Annotated in this window: 13 protein-coding genes; 3 read left to right on the plus strand and 10 right to left on the minus strand. The window is 51.4% G+C overall.

Annotation, left to right across the window (positions count from 1 at the left end; all coding sequences use genetic code 11):
• Window positions 1–657 precede the first annotated feature (657 nt).
• The 10 genes from PsAD26_RS05150 to rpmH all read right to left on the minus strand — a co-directional run bounded on the left by PsAD26_RS05150 (window position 658) and on the right by rpmH (window position 9686).
• Window positions 658–1116 (minus strand): DUF4265 domain-containing protein, encoded by a 459-nt coding sequence (locus PsAD26_RS05150; protein WP_063309551.1) that lies wholly within the window; start codon window positions 1114–1116, stop codon window positions 658–660.
• A 200-nt stretch (window positions 1117–1316) separates the two neighbouring features.
• Entirely contained in the window at window positions 1317–2168 is an 852-nt protein-coding gene (gene dapD, locus PsAD26_RS05155) for a 2,3,4,5-tetrahydropyridine-2,6-dicarboxylate N-succinyltransferase (protein WP_063309552.1), read from the minus strand.
• A 110-nt stretch (window positions 2169–2278) separates the two neighbouring features.
• On the minus strand, window positions 2279–3172 hold the full coding sequence (locus PsAD26_RS05160) for a LysR substrate-binding domain-containing protein (protein WP_063309553.1): 894 nt from the start codon (window positions 3170–3172) through the stop codon (window positions 2279–2281).
• A gap of 191 nt (window positions 3173–3363) precedes the next feature.
• Window positions 3364–4062 (minus strand): pyrimidine 5'-nucleotidase, encoded by a 699-nt coding sequence (locus PsAD26_RS05165; protein ID WP_063309554.1) that lies wholly within the window; start codon window positions 4060–4062, stop codon window positions 3364–3366.
• Between the two features lie 114 nt (window positions 4063–4176).
• Window positions 4177–5064 carry an acetylglutamate kinase gene (gene argB, locus PsAD26_RS05170; RefSeq protein ID WP_063291370.1) on the minus strand — a complete coding sequence of 296 codons (888 nt, stop codon included), beginning with the start codon at window positions 5062–5064 and terminating at the stop codon, window positions 4177–4179.
• Between the two features lie 146 nt (window positions 5065–5210).
• Window positions 5211–6137 carry an EAL domain-containing protein gene (locus PsAD26_RS05175; RefSeq protein WP_063309555.1) on the minus strand — a complete coding sequence of 309 codons (927 nt, stop codon included), beginning with the start codon at window positions 6135–6137 and terminating at the stop codon, window positions 5211–5213.
• Window positions 6138–6410: 273 nt separating this feature from the next.
• Window positions 6411–7061 carry a ribosome biogenesis GTP-binding protein YihA/YsxC gene (gene yihA, locus PsAD26_RS05180; protein WP_057462867.1) on the minus strand — a complete coding sequence of 217 codons (651 nt, stop codon included), beginning with the start codon at window positions 7059–7061 and terminating at the stop codon, window positions 6411–6413.
• A gap of 162 nt (window positions 7062–7223) precedes the next feature.
• Window positions 7224–9035 carry a membrane protein insertase YidC gene (yidC, locus tag PsAD26_RS05185; RefSeq protein ID WP_063309556.1) on the minus strand — a complete coding sequence of 604 codons (1812 nt, stop codon included), beginning with the start codon at window positions 9033–9035 and terminating at the stop codon, window positions 7224–7226.
• Between the two features lie 49 nt (window positions 9036–9084).
• Window positions 9085–9489, minus strand: coding sequence for a ribonuclease P protein component (rnpA, locus tag PsAD26_RS05190; protein WP_208981682.1), 405 nt, complete (start codon window positions 9487–9489; stop codon window positions 9085–9087).
• 62 nt (window positions 9490–9551) lie between these two features.
• The gene (rpmH, locus tag PsAD26_RS28730; RefSeq protein WP_082596783.1) at window positions 9552–9686 is read right to left on the minus strand and encodes a 50S ribosomal protein L34; all 135 of its coding nucleotides are present in this window, start codon (window positions 9684–9686) and stop codon (window positions 9552–9554) included.
• A gap of 445 nt (window positions 9687–10131) precedes the next feature.
• Here rpmH and PsAD26_RS05195 point away from each other — a divergent pair, with 445 nt between their 5' ends.
• From PsAD26_RS05195 to PsAD26_RS05205, 3 genes are all read left to right on the plus strand, one after another.
• Window positions 10132–10908 carry a VTT domain-containing protein gene (locus tag PsAD26_RS05195; RefSeq protein WP_063309557.1) on the plus strand — a complete coding sequence of 259 codons (777 nt, stop codon included), beginning with the start codon at window positions 10132–10134 and terminating at the stop codon, window positions 10906–10908.
• Window positions 10909–10948: 40 nt separating this feature from the next.
• Window positions 10949–12394, plus strand: coding sequence for an FAD-dependent oxidoreductase (locus PsAD26_RS05200; RefSeq protein ID WP_063309558.1), 1446 nt, complete (start codon window positions 10949–10951; stop codon window positions 12392–12394).
• Window positions 12395–12656: 262 nt separating this feature from the next.
• Window positions 12657–14072: a HAMP domain-containing sensor histidine kinase gene (locus PsAD26_RS05205; protein WP_208985524.1), complete on the plus strand. Its 1416-nt coding sequence runs from the start codon at window positions 12657–12659 to the stop codon at window positions 14070–14072.
• Window positions 14073–14261 lie beyond the last annotated feature (189 nt).

The raw sequence follows: 14261 nt of genomic DNA on the forward strand, positions 1-14261 counted from the left end.
CAAACTCTTCTCGAAGTTTCATTGTTGAACACTCTTTCCAAGGCATCCCGGTCCCTCCCTGAATGCCATGTTAATGTGTCAACCATCTCTCCGAACACCTGTCACCTATGTCTCCGGTATGTACATCATATGCGGGATGACGGCGGCGGACTGAGACAAAGAGCAACTGACTTTCGCCTACAAAACTTATCCCCCTCTCCAAAATCCTGCTTACTCTTAGTCCCGTGCCCACGCATTCGGGCAGGAGTGGACCGTCCATTCCGCGGCGTGGGCGGGGTTGGGCTACCGGCATGAGGTAACGTATCGTGTCGGGAGGTCCGGTGAAGCGCCATACCCTATTGAGACCACAGTGGTAGTAGGGAGCTTGGGATCGTTCCGGAGAACGTCCGGTGGTGACAGGAAACTGTCAAAGGCATGGAAGCGCATCTGTGATGCGCAAACGTGTCAGTCGCGTCTGTCCGTGAGGGAGCCCGCGTGTTCATGAGAAAAGGCCCGGGCGAGGCGAACAGCCATTGCCGAAGAAACATATCCAACAAGTAGCGCAGGCAAAGCCTGTTCGTCTTGCTCCACCCGTTTAAGCGGGAACCTCAAACACAAACACCGCCGGGATGATCCAGCGGTGATATTCGTGCTTGTCAGTTTGAGCGGGCTGAAATGCTAGACCTTGTGCCCGCAGTGACCTTCTTCAAAAGCCCAGATACCAAGACCTTCGCCTTCTTCCAGAATGGAGTAGGCGACGTGGATGTCGACCTTTGCCGGAATATCTACGCTGAACAGCGGTGGATCAGCGTCAATGTCCTCGCATGTACAGCCAAGTTTTTCCAACTTGGACCACTGCTTGGAGAATTCTTCTGGCTGTGTCGTCTCTTCCACCATGATCCGGTAGGTTGAATGACCCGATGCCTTATCGACCCTGTCAAAAACAAGCTGCCCTTTTTGCCGGTTGGCAAGCAGCTCGTCACCATTGGCAACGCCGCAAGCAAAGAAGGGTGTGTTTTCAAGCTTATAGCGATTGCCACCGAGCGAGCGTACCCACACAGTTTCACTGTCAATGCCGTGCCAGTCATGTGGATCCAGCTGGAAAACAAGTTTGTGCAGATTGCTATTCTTATTCATGGGGCCTCACAAATTCTAAGCGCAATATACTCATGCGCTCCAGCGAAGCAACAAGCATCTTGAGGTAATGTGTTCATAGCCTAACAGAGCCGGTTTTTAGGTTAAGAGGTGCGTTTAAACACGTGAAACTCGCGCCGGTTAGACAAGAAAAAAGCCGAAGCAATTGCCCCGGCTTTAATCGATCAGATCTGACCTTAAACTTAGTCGCGCAGAAGATCGTTCACAGAGGTCTTTGCACGGGTCTGTGCGTCAACACGCTTCACGATAACCGCACAGCCCAGGTTTGGACCCGGAGTGCCGTCTGGAAGCGGTTTGCCTGGCATGGAGCCCGGAACAACAACAGAGTACGCAGGAACTTCACCCACGAAGATTTCGCCAGTATTGCGGTCGATGATCTTGGTGGTCGCGGAGATGAAGACGCCCATGGAAAGCACTGCACCTTCACGAACAACAACGCCTTCAACAACCTCGGAGCGAGCACCGATGAAGCAGTTGTCTTCAATGATAACCGGTCCTGCCTGAAGTGGCTCAAGAACACCGCCGATGCCAACACCACCAGAAAGGTGAACGTTTTTACCGATCTGAGCACAGGAACCAACAGTCACCCAGGTGTCAACCATTGTGCCTTCGTCAACAAACGCACCAAGGTTTACGAAGGATGGCATCAAAACAGCGGACTTGCCAACGAATGCAGAGCGACGAACGATGGAACCAGGAACAGCGCGGAAGCCAGCTTCTTCAAAGTCGATCGCGCTCCAGCCGTCAAACTTGGAAGGAACTTTATCCCACCAAGGAGCCTGATCCGGACCACCTTTGATGATCTGCATTGGGTTCAGACGGAAAGAAAGCAGAACTGCCTTCTTGGCCCACTGATTAACAACCCAGTCGCCAGAGGTTTTTTCCGCAACGCGCAGCTTGCCGTGATCCATAAGGTTCAGTGCGGTGTTTACTGCATCACGCACGTCACCTGTGGTGTCAGTGCTGATGTTATCACGGTCATCAAATGCAGCGTTGATGGTGGCCTCAAGGGCAGCAAGATCAATCTGGCTCATTGGCGGCAGACTCTCATAATTAATGGGTTTCGAATTAGAGCTACCGAGGGGTACGCAAGCCCCAACCAGAAGTCAATACTCTCAGACTTCCGGTTGTCTCATGTATCGATTTAGGTTGCTTCATGTGCCTTGAATGGCTGCTGGGATTGTTCCATCAGCCATTTGTGGAAGGAAGCCACCGGACGGGTCAAAGGACGGTTCGCATTACGTACAAACCAATAGCCACTTTCCAGAGAAAGACGCGGCCAATCCGGAACCACCAGATGACCAGCTGCCACTTCCTGTTCAACAAAGCGGGTATCAATCGCAATCGCACCCATACCCGCAACAGCAGCCTGAATAGCCATGTTCCGGCTTTCAAACATCGCACCAGAGGTCTGATCCGGATGAGGCAGGCCGGTGCCATTCAACCAACGCGGCCAGTCTTCACGTCTGGAGGAGGTATGCAGCAACTTCAGTTTATCAAGCAGCTTAATATCAGGGTTCGGATCGCCGTTGCTCAGCTGAGGAGCAAAGGCAACAACCAGATCTTCCTGCCAGAGCTGGTGCCGCTCAACATGCGGCCAGGCCCCATCCCCCAACCGGATTGCGCAATCATAGGACTCCCGGTCAAGATCCACGACGCGCATACTTGTCGAGATAAGCAGCTCAATATCCGGATGCTTTTCCTGAAAGTCCGGCAAGCGTGGAATAAGCCAGCGTGTTGCAACTGTAGAAAGGGTAGAAATGCGCAACTCAGTCCGGCTTCTGCGCCGGAACGCTTCAACAGCATGCTCGATCTGGTCAAAAGAATTGCCAAGGTTAGTGGATAGACGCTGGCCTTCCTCTGTCAATGCAAGCCCTCGGCCATCACGAATAACAAGCGCGGCGCCAAGTTCGTTCTCCAATGATCGGAGCAGATGCGTCAGGGCTGATGGTGTAACGCCAAGATCCTCTGCGGCACGAGCTGCTCGGCCGTGTTTGGCCAACAGTGAAAATGCGTGTAGCGCGCGCAGTGAAACCATGACGAATGCCCTTCCTTATGAGTTCTTGAATTAATCTCAATAAAGGGAAAAACGGCATTCGTCTAGACGATCGTGATATTTTTTCTCTTTGCGCCTTATTATGCGCAAAAATTGCAATTTTTGGTCGAAACTGCCCCTACAGGAGTTTGAGATGCGAAACAGAGGCACCTTCGTGTTTCGAAGGAATTCCTCTAATTCTTGAGTTCCCCTAGGATATTATAGAGGAAGCCATCCAGATGATCTGTCACAAAATCCACGTGAGGCTCGCTGCCGCTCGAAAGTTCCCAATCTTCGCGGAAAACCTCGCGTGTTCCGTCCGGAATAACAAGCACAGTGCGCATTCCAAGAGAGTTAGGAACAACCAGATTGCGTGAAAGATCCTCAAACATGGCTGCTTTCTGCGGAAGAATGCCGTTCTTCTCCAAAAACCGCTGGTAGGTTTCTTCTGCAGGTTTCGGGATCAAATCTGCTTCCATAATCCCGAAGATGTCTTCGAAGTGCTGTGTGATACCCAGACGATTGGCAACGGATTCCGCATGTTTTCGCGTTCCGTTTGTCAGGATGTAGCACTTGCCCGGCAGTTGGTTGATCGCATCTGCAAGCTGGGGGTTAGGGTCCAACACGGAGTGGTCAATGTCATGCACGTATTCAAGGAACTCATCAGGTTCAATGTTATGTTCAAGCATCAAACCACGCAGAGTGGTTCCATACTCTTTGTAATAGGAGATCTGCAACTCTCTCGCCTGCTCAGCCGGCTTTCCAGTGAGCTTTTGTACAAACTCAGACATCCGCTGATCGATTTGATCGAACAGGTTTGAATGGTGAGGGTAGAGAGTATTATCCAGATCGAAAACCCAGCTTTCAACGCTGGCAAATGGGGAATTGGTCATGCTTATCCGTTCAGTTATCAGCTATGCCGATAAGTGTTGTTTGATACCAAGCAAAACAGGAAAGAATAAGGATAGCAAGAGAGGCGAGCGTCTTTCGCCTCCCTGCATCAATTATCAAGGTACGATCAGAGTACCTGCACCGTGGTCGGTGAAGAGTTCCAGAAGAACGGCGTGGGCGACTTTTCCGTCAACAATAACAACGCCTTCAACACCCTGTTCAAGGGCTTCGAGACAGGTCTCAACCTTCGGAATCATGCCGCCGGAGATTGTGCCATCCTCAATAAGAGCCCGGGCTCCGGCACGGGTCAGCTGCTTGATAAGCTTGCCGTCTTTGTCCAGAACACCCGGAACGTCGGTAAGGAACAGCAAGCGTTTGGCGTTCAAAGAGCCCGCAATCGCACCAGCAAAGGTATCTGCATTGATGTTGTAAGTCGCACCATCACGACCCGGCGCAACAGGAGCAACAACAGGAATGAGATCACGTTCAAGGATCAGCTCAAGCACCTTGGCGTTGACTGCTTCGGGCTCGCCAACAAACCCAAGGTCCAGAACCTCTTCGATCTTGGAATCTGGATCGCGGTGCTTGCGGTGCAATTTACGTGCAGTGACCATGTCACCGTCTTTGCCACAAAGACCAACAGCACGTCCACCTTCGCGGTTGATGCTTGCCACAATGCCTTTGTTGATGGAGCCGGCCAGCACCATTTCGACAACCTCAACGGTCGCCTGATCCGTCACACGAAGGCCGCCTTTAAACTCGCTCTTGATGTTGAGACGATCAAGCATCGAACCAATCTGAGGACCACCACCGTGAACAACAACCGGATGAACACCAGACTGGCGCAACAGAGTGATATCTCGGGCAAAAGCGCGGGAAAGGGAGTCATCTCCCATTGCATTGCCGCCGTATTTTACAACAACACGTCGGTCATCATAGCGCTGCATATAAGGAAGAGCTTGGGCAATGACGTGCGCACGATTACTGGATTCCGAGAAACTCATAGCGATTTGTACACCTGGAGAAGACAAAGGACTGATACGCAAATCACACGGACTGCGTGTGAAGTATATAACCGCATTATGATCACGTCACAAATGTTCAGTCATCCCAACCTGCGTGGATTTACTCAAGTAATCGAGGAAATTGTCTAATGCCTCTCGCGCAAATAATCTGCAAAACCGTCTTCACCCGCGGGAGGGGAGAACAAAAAGCCCTGAGCATTGGTGCAGCCGCTACTTTCTAGCAACTGCATCTGCTCTTCCGTCTCAACACCTTCAGCAGTCACTTCCATGTCAAGTAAGTGAGCGAGTTCAATCAAGTGAGCGCAAGCGGTGCTATGAACAGCTGAGGTCGGCACACCAGACAGGAAACTGCGATCAATCTTGATCCGGTCAACAGGACAATCCAACAGATGCTTCATAGAGGCGAAGCCAGTACCAAAGTCGTCAAAGGCCACTGAGATCCCCATCTCCTGCAGCTTGCGCATACTCTCCATGGCATGAGGAGCTCTGTCCAGATCAATCCGTTCTGTGACTTCAAGCTCTAAGAAATGCCCGGGTGTGCCAGTATCCTGTAAAATCTTTTGGACGCGGGAGACGATGTATTGGTCAACAAACATTCTACCGCAAATGTTCACGGAGATTTTGAAGTTGGGATCAACAAGATTGCTCCATCCGCTGCGCGCTTTACAGGCTTCTCGAATGACCCAGTAGCCCACATCCTTGCCAAGACAGCTCCGGCACAAAGTGGTGATGAAACGGGAAGGGGGCAGTAAGCCGCTCTCAGGGTGTTCCCATCTGATCAGAGCTTCAGCCCCAACCAGCTTGCGATCAGCAACTCGCACGATCGGCTGATAGTGCAGCACGAACTCATCACGGAGGTAGGCAGAAATCAGAGAGCGTTCCAGCGGGGTAGGCCCAAGCTGGCGAGCTTTGTACCACTTCTTCAAATTCAGCCCTGCCAACAGCAGTGTTGGTAGCGCATGAATGAAACGCCAAACATAGGTCAACGCATTGGTAATGGCATGCTCTGGCACAAGAGCCCAATGGTGACGGAGGGACGGAGTTGCACACATACATCATCCCCTTTGACTGATTTTAGCACTGTGATTGTAATCTTGCTTGTCTTTTCCAGACATTCGACGACCTCCCCTTCGACGACGGTCTGTCTATATTCGGGGGGTAAATTGACCCAAGGTCAAGAACGGGTTAAGGCGGGCTGGGGAAAAGGCAGCAAAACGTGAGAACAGGGGAATTGCAGGATGGACAAGGCGTGTTGGATATGTTTGCAGAGCCGCTATCCGAAAAAGGAGGGCGCAGGGAAATATGCCCCCTGCACCTGCAATTGATTAGCCGTAACTGACCAGCTGCGCGATCTCTGCGCGCAATTCATCCAGGCCGTTGCCTTTTTCTGAAGATGTGGCAATGACTTCCGGATGTGCAGCTGGACGCTTCGCGAGTACTTTCAGCGTCTCGTCTTTCATGCGCTGCAGTTGCCCCGGCTTCAGTTTATCAGCCTTGGTCAGCACGACCTGATAAGGCACAGCGGACTTGTCCAGAATCGCCATGGCGTCAAGGTCGTTCTTTTTGATGCCGTGACGTGAGTCGATCAAAGAGAACACACGACGCAAGGTGCTTCGACCACGCAGATAGTCAAAAATAAGTGATGTCCACGCATCGACCATACCTTTTGGTGCTTCGGCGTATCCGTAGCCTGGCATATCGACAATCTTTAAGATGGAGTGCTCTGCCCCAAAGAAGTTCAGCATCTGGGTCCGGCCCGGTGTGTTGGATGTGCGAGCCAACGTTTTCTTGCCAGTGAGCTTGTTGATCAGACTGGACTTGCCAACATTGGAACGACCGGCAAACGCGATCTCGATACCATCCAGCTCAGGAAGCTGATGCATCTCTTTCACACTGGTAATAAAATCCCAAGGACGCGCAAACAGAAGGCGTCCCGCCTCCAGTTGTTCTGCTGAATATTCTTTTTCTGAGCTCATGCCCTGCCTTTTAACCTGCAATCTTGATTTGGTCGAGTGCTGTTTTCCAAAGCACAGCCCTAATGTTTGCCATGGTGAAGCTTCACCACAAAAGGTGCTAACCCCAAACAAAAAACGCGACCCAGAGGCCGCGTTTTCGAAGTCTTATTCAAAGAGGAAAGCTTACTTGCTTTCTTCCTTAGGCTTGCGCTTGAACATGCTCTTCAAGTTATCAAAGAGCTCAAGCTTCACGCCCTGACGACGCATGATGATTCCCTGCTGTGCAACAGAAAGCGTGTTGTTCCATGCCCAGTAGATCACGAGACCAGCTGGGAAGGTTGCCAGCATGAAGGTGAACAGAACAGGCATCCAGTTGAAGATCATCTGCTGTGCAGGCTCAGCTGGTGCTGGGTTCATCTTCATCTGCAGGAACATGGTTACACCCATGATCAGAGGCCAGACACCAATCATCAGGAAGCTTGGCGGATCCCATGGGATCAGACCGAACAGGTTGAAGATTGTGGTTGGGTCTGGAGCAGAAAGATCCTGAATCCATCCGAAGAATGGCGCATGACGCATCTCGATGGTAACGAACAGAACCTTATAGAGCGAGAAGAAGACTGGGATCTGAATAACCATCGGCAAACACCCTGCCAATGGGTTGATCTTTTCCTTCTTGTACAGCTCCATCATGGCTTGCTGCTGTTTCTGCTTGTCGTCCTTGAACTTCTCGCGGATCTCAGTCATCTGCGGCTGCACGAGCTTCATTTTACTCATGGAGACGTAGGACTTGTTTGCCAGCGGGAAGAACAGGGCCTTCACAATAACGGTCACAAGCAGGATAGCGACACCGAAGTTGCCAACCAGAGAATAGAGCCAGTCAATTGCCCAGAACATCGGCTTGGTCAGGAAGTAGAACCAACCCCAGTCGATCATGAGATCGAAGCTTTCGATGTTGTAGGATGCCTGATAGCCTTCGATCAGCTTGGTAACTTTTGCACCTGCATAGAGCAGTGATGAGCTGGTGATTTTAGTGCCATCAGCTATCTGAACCGCGTCACCAAGATAGTCACTCTGGAAGTTCTGAGTGCGGGCGTTGTAGGAGAAGTTTGGCTGGAACTCAGTGCCCGGAGTTGGGATCAGTGTTGCAGCCCAGTACTTATCAGTAAAGCCGAGCCAACCCGTGTTAGCGCGACCTGGGCGAATGCTTCCATCCTCAATCAGGTCAGAATAGTTGATTTCCTGGAGGCCTTCTTCGCCGATAACGCCGATAAGACCTTCATGCAGTACGAAGAAGCCAGCGGTTTCTGGCTCGCCGTTACGCGCAATCAACCCATAAGGATAAAGCTGAACGTTCTGGCCAGCGCTGTTCTGCACTTCCTGGTCAACAGTGAACATATAGTTCTCGTCGACGGAGAAAGTGCGCTTGAACACCAGCCCTTCGCCATTGTCCCAGCTCAGAGCGATAGGGGAAGACGGTGTCAGGTTACCAGAAGTCTCTGCAGTCCAGACAGTTTCAGCATTCGGAAGCTTAACCTGTGCACCTGGATCTGCAACCCAACCATGCTCAGCGTAGTATGGCTCTGGGCTGCCTTTCGGCGAGAAAAGAACAACAGTTTCACTGTCCTTGGCCTGTGTCTGACGGTAGTCATTCAGGCGAAGGTCATCCAGCTTCGCGCCTTGCAAATTGACAGAGCCGGAGAGGCTAGGGGTGTCAATGGTCAGGCGAGGAGATGCAGCCAGTGCTTGTGCGCGACTGACGAATGATTGCGCCGCGGTCCCGCTATCGGTGCCAGGAGCAGCCACTTGACCGGATGCACCTTCAGGCAGTGCAACGGGTGAGCTGGAACCGGCTTGTTGTGCATCGTCTGCCAGCTGCGCCTGTTGCGCGTCCTGCTGAGCTTCTAACTGTGGTCCGGCAATAAAATATTGCCAGCCCAATAGCACAACCAGCGACATTACGATCGCTACGATCATATTGCGATTATCGTTCATCGACTGGATCACTCATTTTCAAAAGGGTGGAATTATTAGTCATCACTGGTCAGTTGGCCTCAACTTTATCATGTGGAGGTTTAGAATTTGCCAGCGAGTTCGGTTTTGATCGGATAGGGCGAGGTTTACGAGGCTTGAACGCATTTCTTACACTGCCTTTGAGGTCTTTCAAAAGATCCTCGAAAGGTTGTGAAAGCGCAGCTCGTCTGCCAACCAAAACATAGTCAGCGCCTATCTGGGCAATATCCAAATCAAGGAAGGCGACAGCGGCTCGGAGTCGGCGCTTTATTCGACTGCGCTCAACAGAGTTTCCGGTTTTCTTGGTGACCGTATAACCCATTCGAGGGTCGCCATCACTGCGGGTTTTAGCCGCTTGAAGGACAAAAGCGCGCCGAGCTGTCCTTCCGCCTTTTGCGACGGTAAGAAACTCGGAGCGCTTTTTGAGTGTTTTCATGTTTTTGCGGCGGAACTTTTGTTCAATGGATATGAAATGAATGCCGCCGCGCAACGTCGCGATTAAGCGCTAAGACGCTTACGGCCTTTAGAACGACGACGTGCCAGTACCTGACGGCCATTTTTAGTTGCCATACGTGCCCGGAAGCCGTGGCGACGCTTGCGAACAAGGTTGCTCGGTTGGAAAGTACGCTTCATTTTATTACCCTAGCAGAGCCGTTGGCTCCAACTTAAACGTTAATTTGGATTGTGCGTCTTCTCCCCGAAGTCACCGCGACTTTATTCAAGTTGCAGGACTTTGCACAGGGGATCCGCACTCCTATTCGTCGGCGCTTATATTAGTGTGCGTGCTTCAAGTCAATAATTGCTGTGCCGGAATCTACGATATCCTGACTCTTTATTGTCTCACAGCCTCGTGTAGAGCTGTTACCCCTCATTCAAAACAGAGTGAAACTACGGGTAACGCACGAACCTGTGATAACACCGGAGGTCTTTCTGATTGTATGAAAATTGTAAAGCATCAATTCATTAGGCGATTGAGCCTGCAAAAAACATAGTAACTTATTCAGTCTAGACTAGGCAAGAACACTGAGGTTTCGGTTCTTTTCAGGTCTGAACGTTGAAACCATCTAAGGAAAAGCACATGGGAATCACGGAACACAATGATAACAAGTCATCAGCCGAGGGAGCTTTGGGCTTCATCAAACGCTGGGGACTACTCTTTGTTATCCTTGCCGTGTCCGCCTATGGCATCTCTCAGGGCTGGCATCAGCAAATCACAATCAGCAATCTGATCAAAAACCAGCAACTGCTCTCTGGTTATCTGGCAGAATATCCAATCCTGACACCTCTCATCTATTTCGTCGTCTACACCCTCGCTGTTGCGCTATCTTTCCCAGGCGCATCTTTGCTCACCATTGCAGGTGGTTTTTTGTTTGGGTGGTTCTTCGGTGGCCTGCTCACAGTTCTCGCAGCAACAATTGGTGCTGCATTGCTGTTCATTGCTGCAAAAACATCGGTTGGCGCAACGCTCAAAGCAAGGGCAGGGCCGTTCCTCGATAAGATGTCTGAGGGCTTTCGCAAGAACGCGTTCAGTTACCTTCTCTTCCTGCGTCTTACTCCAGTGTTTCCGTTCTGGCTCGTCAACATTGCACCTGCACTGTTCCATGTTCCGTTGAGCACATATTTGATCGCCACATTCGTTGGTATCATCCCTGGTACATTCGCGTATGCCTTCGTTGGTGCCGGTCTGGATAGTGTGATCCTGGCGCAAGAGCAGGCAAACCCGGGTTGTTCAGCTGCTGGGACGTGCGAAGTGGAGATCTCCGCACTCATAACGCCTGAGCTGATTTGGGCATTTGCAGCGCTTGGCTTGGTTGCGCTCATCCCGCCGATTGTTCAGCGTTTTCGCGGCAAATAATTCTCAGAACAGATCAATTTCGAATTTACGGACTTTCTCGATGACAAATAACAATAATGCAAAAACATTGACCCCAGACATCTGTGTTATTGGCGCTGGTTCAGGCGGCCTCTCAGTTGCAGCAGCTGCAGCAGCCTTTGGCGTGGATGTTGTCCTGATTGAAAAGGGTAAGATGGGTGGTGACTGCCTGAACTATGGCTGCGTCCCATCCAAAGCAATTATTGCAGCAGGTAAAGCCGCGGCCACCTTCCGTTCATCCGAAAAATTTGGGGTTGGTGCTCAGGAGCCTGAGATCGACTTCTCTAAGGTGAATGATCACGTTCATGACGTTATCGCCACCATAGCGCCGCATGACTCTGTTGAGCGCTTCGAGGGTTTGGGTGTAAATGTTATTCAAGGCGCGGGTGAGTTTATCTCCGCAGATACCGTCAAAGTCGGAGAGCAACTCATCAAAGCGCGCCGGTTTGTCATTGCCACTGGCTCCAGCGCTGCGGTCCCTCCGATCCCTGGTATCGAAAACACACCTTACCTGACCAACGAAAATCTGTTTGAACTGAAAGAACGCCCAGAGCACCTGATCATTATTGGTGCGGGGCCAATTGGAATGGAGATGGCACAGGCTCACCGTCGTTTGGGAAGCCGTGTTACAGTCATCGAAGCGCTGCGTCCATTGGCGGTGACCGATCCTACCCATGCTGCTCAAGTCATAGAGAAGATGGAATCAGAAGGTGTTGAGATCCTTGCAAACACCAAGGTGAATAGCGTCGAACGCACTGACACTAGTGTAAAAGTTACCATCAAGGTTGATGATGAAGCCGAAGGAACCGTTGAAGGCTCCCATCTTCTGATCGCGGCAGGTCGTGCGCCGAACGTCTCTTCTCTTGGCTTGGAAGCGGCTGGCATCGAATACACCCGCAAAGGCATCAAAGCAGATGACGGATTGCGCACCACAAACCGAAAAGTCTATGCGATTGGTGATGTCGCCGGTGGAGCGCAGTTTACACATGCGGCAGGTGCACACGCCTCACTCGTCATTCGCTCAATCCTGTTCCGCATGCCGGTCAACCACAACAACATAACAATGCCTGCAGTGACCTACACTGAGCCTGAGATTGGGCAGGTCGGTCTTTCAGAGCAGCAAGCACGCGAACAGCTGGGCGATAAACTGAAAATCTTGACCGCAGAGTTTTCCGGAAACGACAGAGCGCTTGCTGAAGGCAAAGGCAAGGGCCAGGTTAAGCTCCTGACTAACGGAAAAGGACAGCTCGTTGGAGCATCTATTGTGGGCCCAGGCGCTGGTGAGCAGATTGGTCTGCTGGCTCTAATGATCTCTCAGAAGTTGAAGGTCGGTGCTCTCTTAGGAGTGGTCCTCCCGTACCCGACACTAAATGAAGCAATTCGTAGGGCTGCACTTACGTATTATGCGGATGCCCCCAAAAATCCGTGGGTCCGCAGAATTCTGGCGTTTCTGAGAAAGCTTGGATGACGCAGTTGTGATCAGCTGTGAGAGAAGTGTGTTGCTTGACACACGTCATCTGCTAAAAATGAGTAAGGCATAGCGCGTAACAACAATCTGCGCTGCACGATCATTGTGTACCAACTCATCAGGTAGGTGGATGGCTCAAAATAATGGGAGAGTGACCTCTGATACAGAGGTCACACCGAAAAAATTGAACTCGGATGGTACTCCGAAAGGCAAACACCGCAGATTATTTCGCGGGGGCATGGGACTCTCTGGCAAACTTCTGATGTTGACGATCTCGTTTGTCATGCTCAGCGAAATTCTTATTTTCGTACCTTCAATTGCAAATTATCGTAACACTTGGCTAAGTGACCGTTTGGCAGTCGGCGGTGTTGCTGCGACATTGTTGTCAGAAAGTGAGACACTGTCTCCGCAGGTCCAGCACAAACTACTGGAAGCAACTGGTGCGCAGGCCATCTCTCTTGCCTTTGGAGAACGCCGTAATTTGATCGCTATGGAGAGTTCAGAAATGAACGTCACCAAAACGATTGACATGACACAAGATTCTCCCTGGGATGCGATCGGATGCAGCCTTCAGTTTCTGACTGGAACGCGAACCGGCCAGATCCGCGTCATCGGCGATATCGATATGCGCTCAGGCGGCAGAGTGGATATGGTCTTCCCAGCATCTTTGCTGCGAGACGATTTGCAGAAGTATGCTCTGAACATTCTGCAGTTATCTCTCCTCATCTCATGCCTGACAGCCGCGCTCGTTTACCTGTCCATTCGGTCATTGCTGTTGCGTCCTTTGCAGCGGCTCACTGGCTCCATGATGCGGTTTGCTGAATCCCCTGAGAACGCTCGGGAGATTATCAAGCCAAGCGGACGTACGGATGAGTTGGGTGAGGCTGAAATGCAGCTGCAGTCCATGCAGAAGTCTCTGAACCAGACATTGAACCAGCAACGCCGTATGGCAGCCCTGGGACTAGCTGTTTCCAAGATCAACCATGACATGCGGAATTTGCTGGCGTCAGCACAGTTGTTCCTTGAGAGGTTAGAGTTACTGCCCGACCCGACAGTACAACGTGTTGCACCCAAGATTCTTGCGACACTTGACCGAGCGGCCGCTTACACCAGTGCAGTGCTGTCCTACGGCAAGGCACAGGAAGCTGCTCCTGAGCTGCGTGTCATACGCCTGGCATCCGTCCTGCGTGATGTGGAGGAGGTCCTTGGCCTGTCCAGATATGCTGACGGTATCGAGATGCACGTCAACGTACCGGAGACGCAGGAGCTGGAAGCAGATCCTGAGCAGATATTCCGCGTACTGCTCAACCTCTGCCGGAACTCGGTACAAGCAATGGAAACGTCCAAAGGTGCGTCTGGTGTTGTTTGCCGTATCGAGATTAATTCAGAGGTAAAAGACGGCATGCTGTCCATCTATGTCTCTGATACGGGACCAGGCATCCCTGCAAAAGCCCAGGAGGGGCTATTCAAAGCCTTCCAGACATCTGGCAAGGTTGGCGGAACAGGACTGGGTCTGGCGATTGCAGCAGAGATCATTGTGGCGCATGGCGGTAAGATCACATTAGAGAAAGATGTGACGACGGGAGCTTGTTTTAAAATCCAGCTTCCATATCGGCATGGGGCGCAAGCGACTGAAAAAGTTACGAGACTATTCCCTGCTGACAGCAGCAAGGGCTAATCTCTGGAAAAGCTGCACTGTGCAAGTGCAGTTTTTCTCACGTTTAGGCTGCAATGCCCTACGTCTTTGTTCTGATAGTCAGAAATTGTTATCCCCAAAACGCAAATTCACTTCAAAAAACTTCTCTAAAGCGCTTGCCAAGGTCCAGTAAGGCGGCTACATAGACCCCCGTTCCGCAGGGAACGCGGC

Origin of the sequence: Pseudovibrio sp. Ad26 (assembly GCF_001623285.1) — a bacterium.
In the GTDB taxonomy this organism is placed as follows: Bacteria; Pseudomonadota; Alphaproteobacteria; order Rhizobiales; family Stappiaceae; genus Pseudovibrio; species Pseudovibrio ascidiaceicola.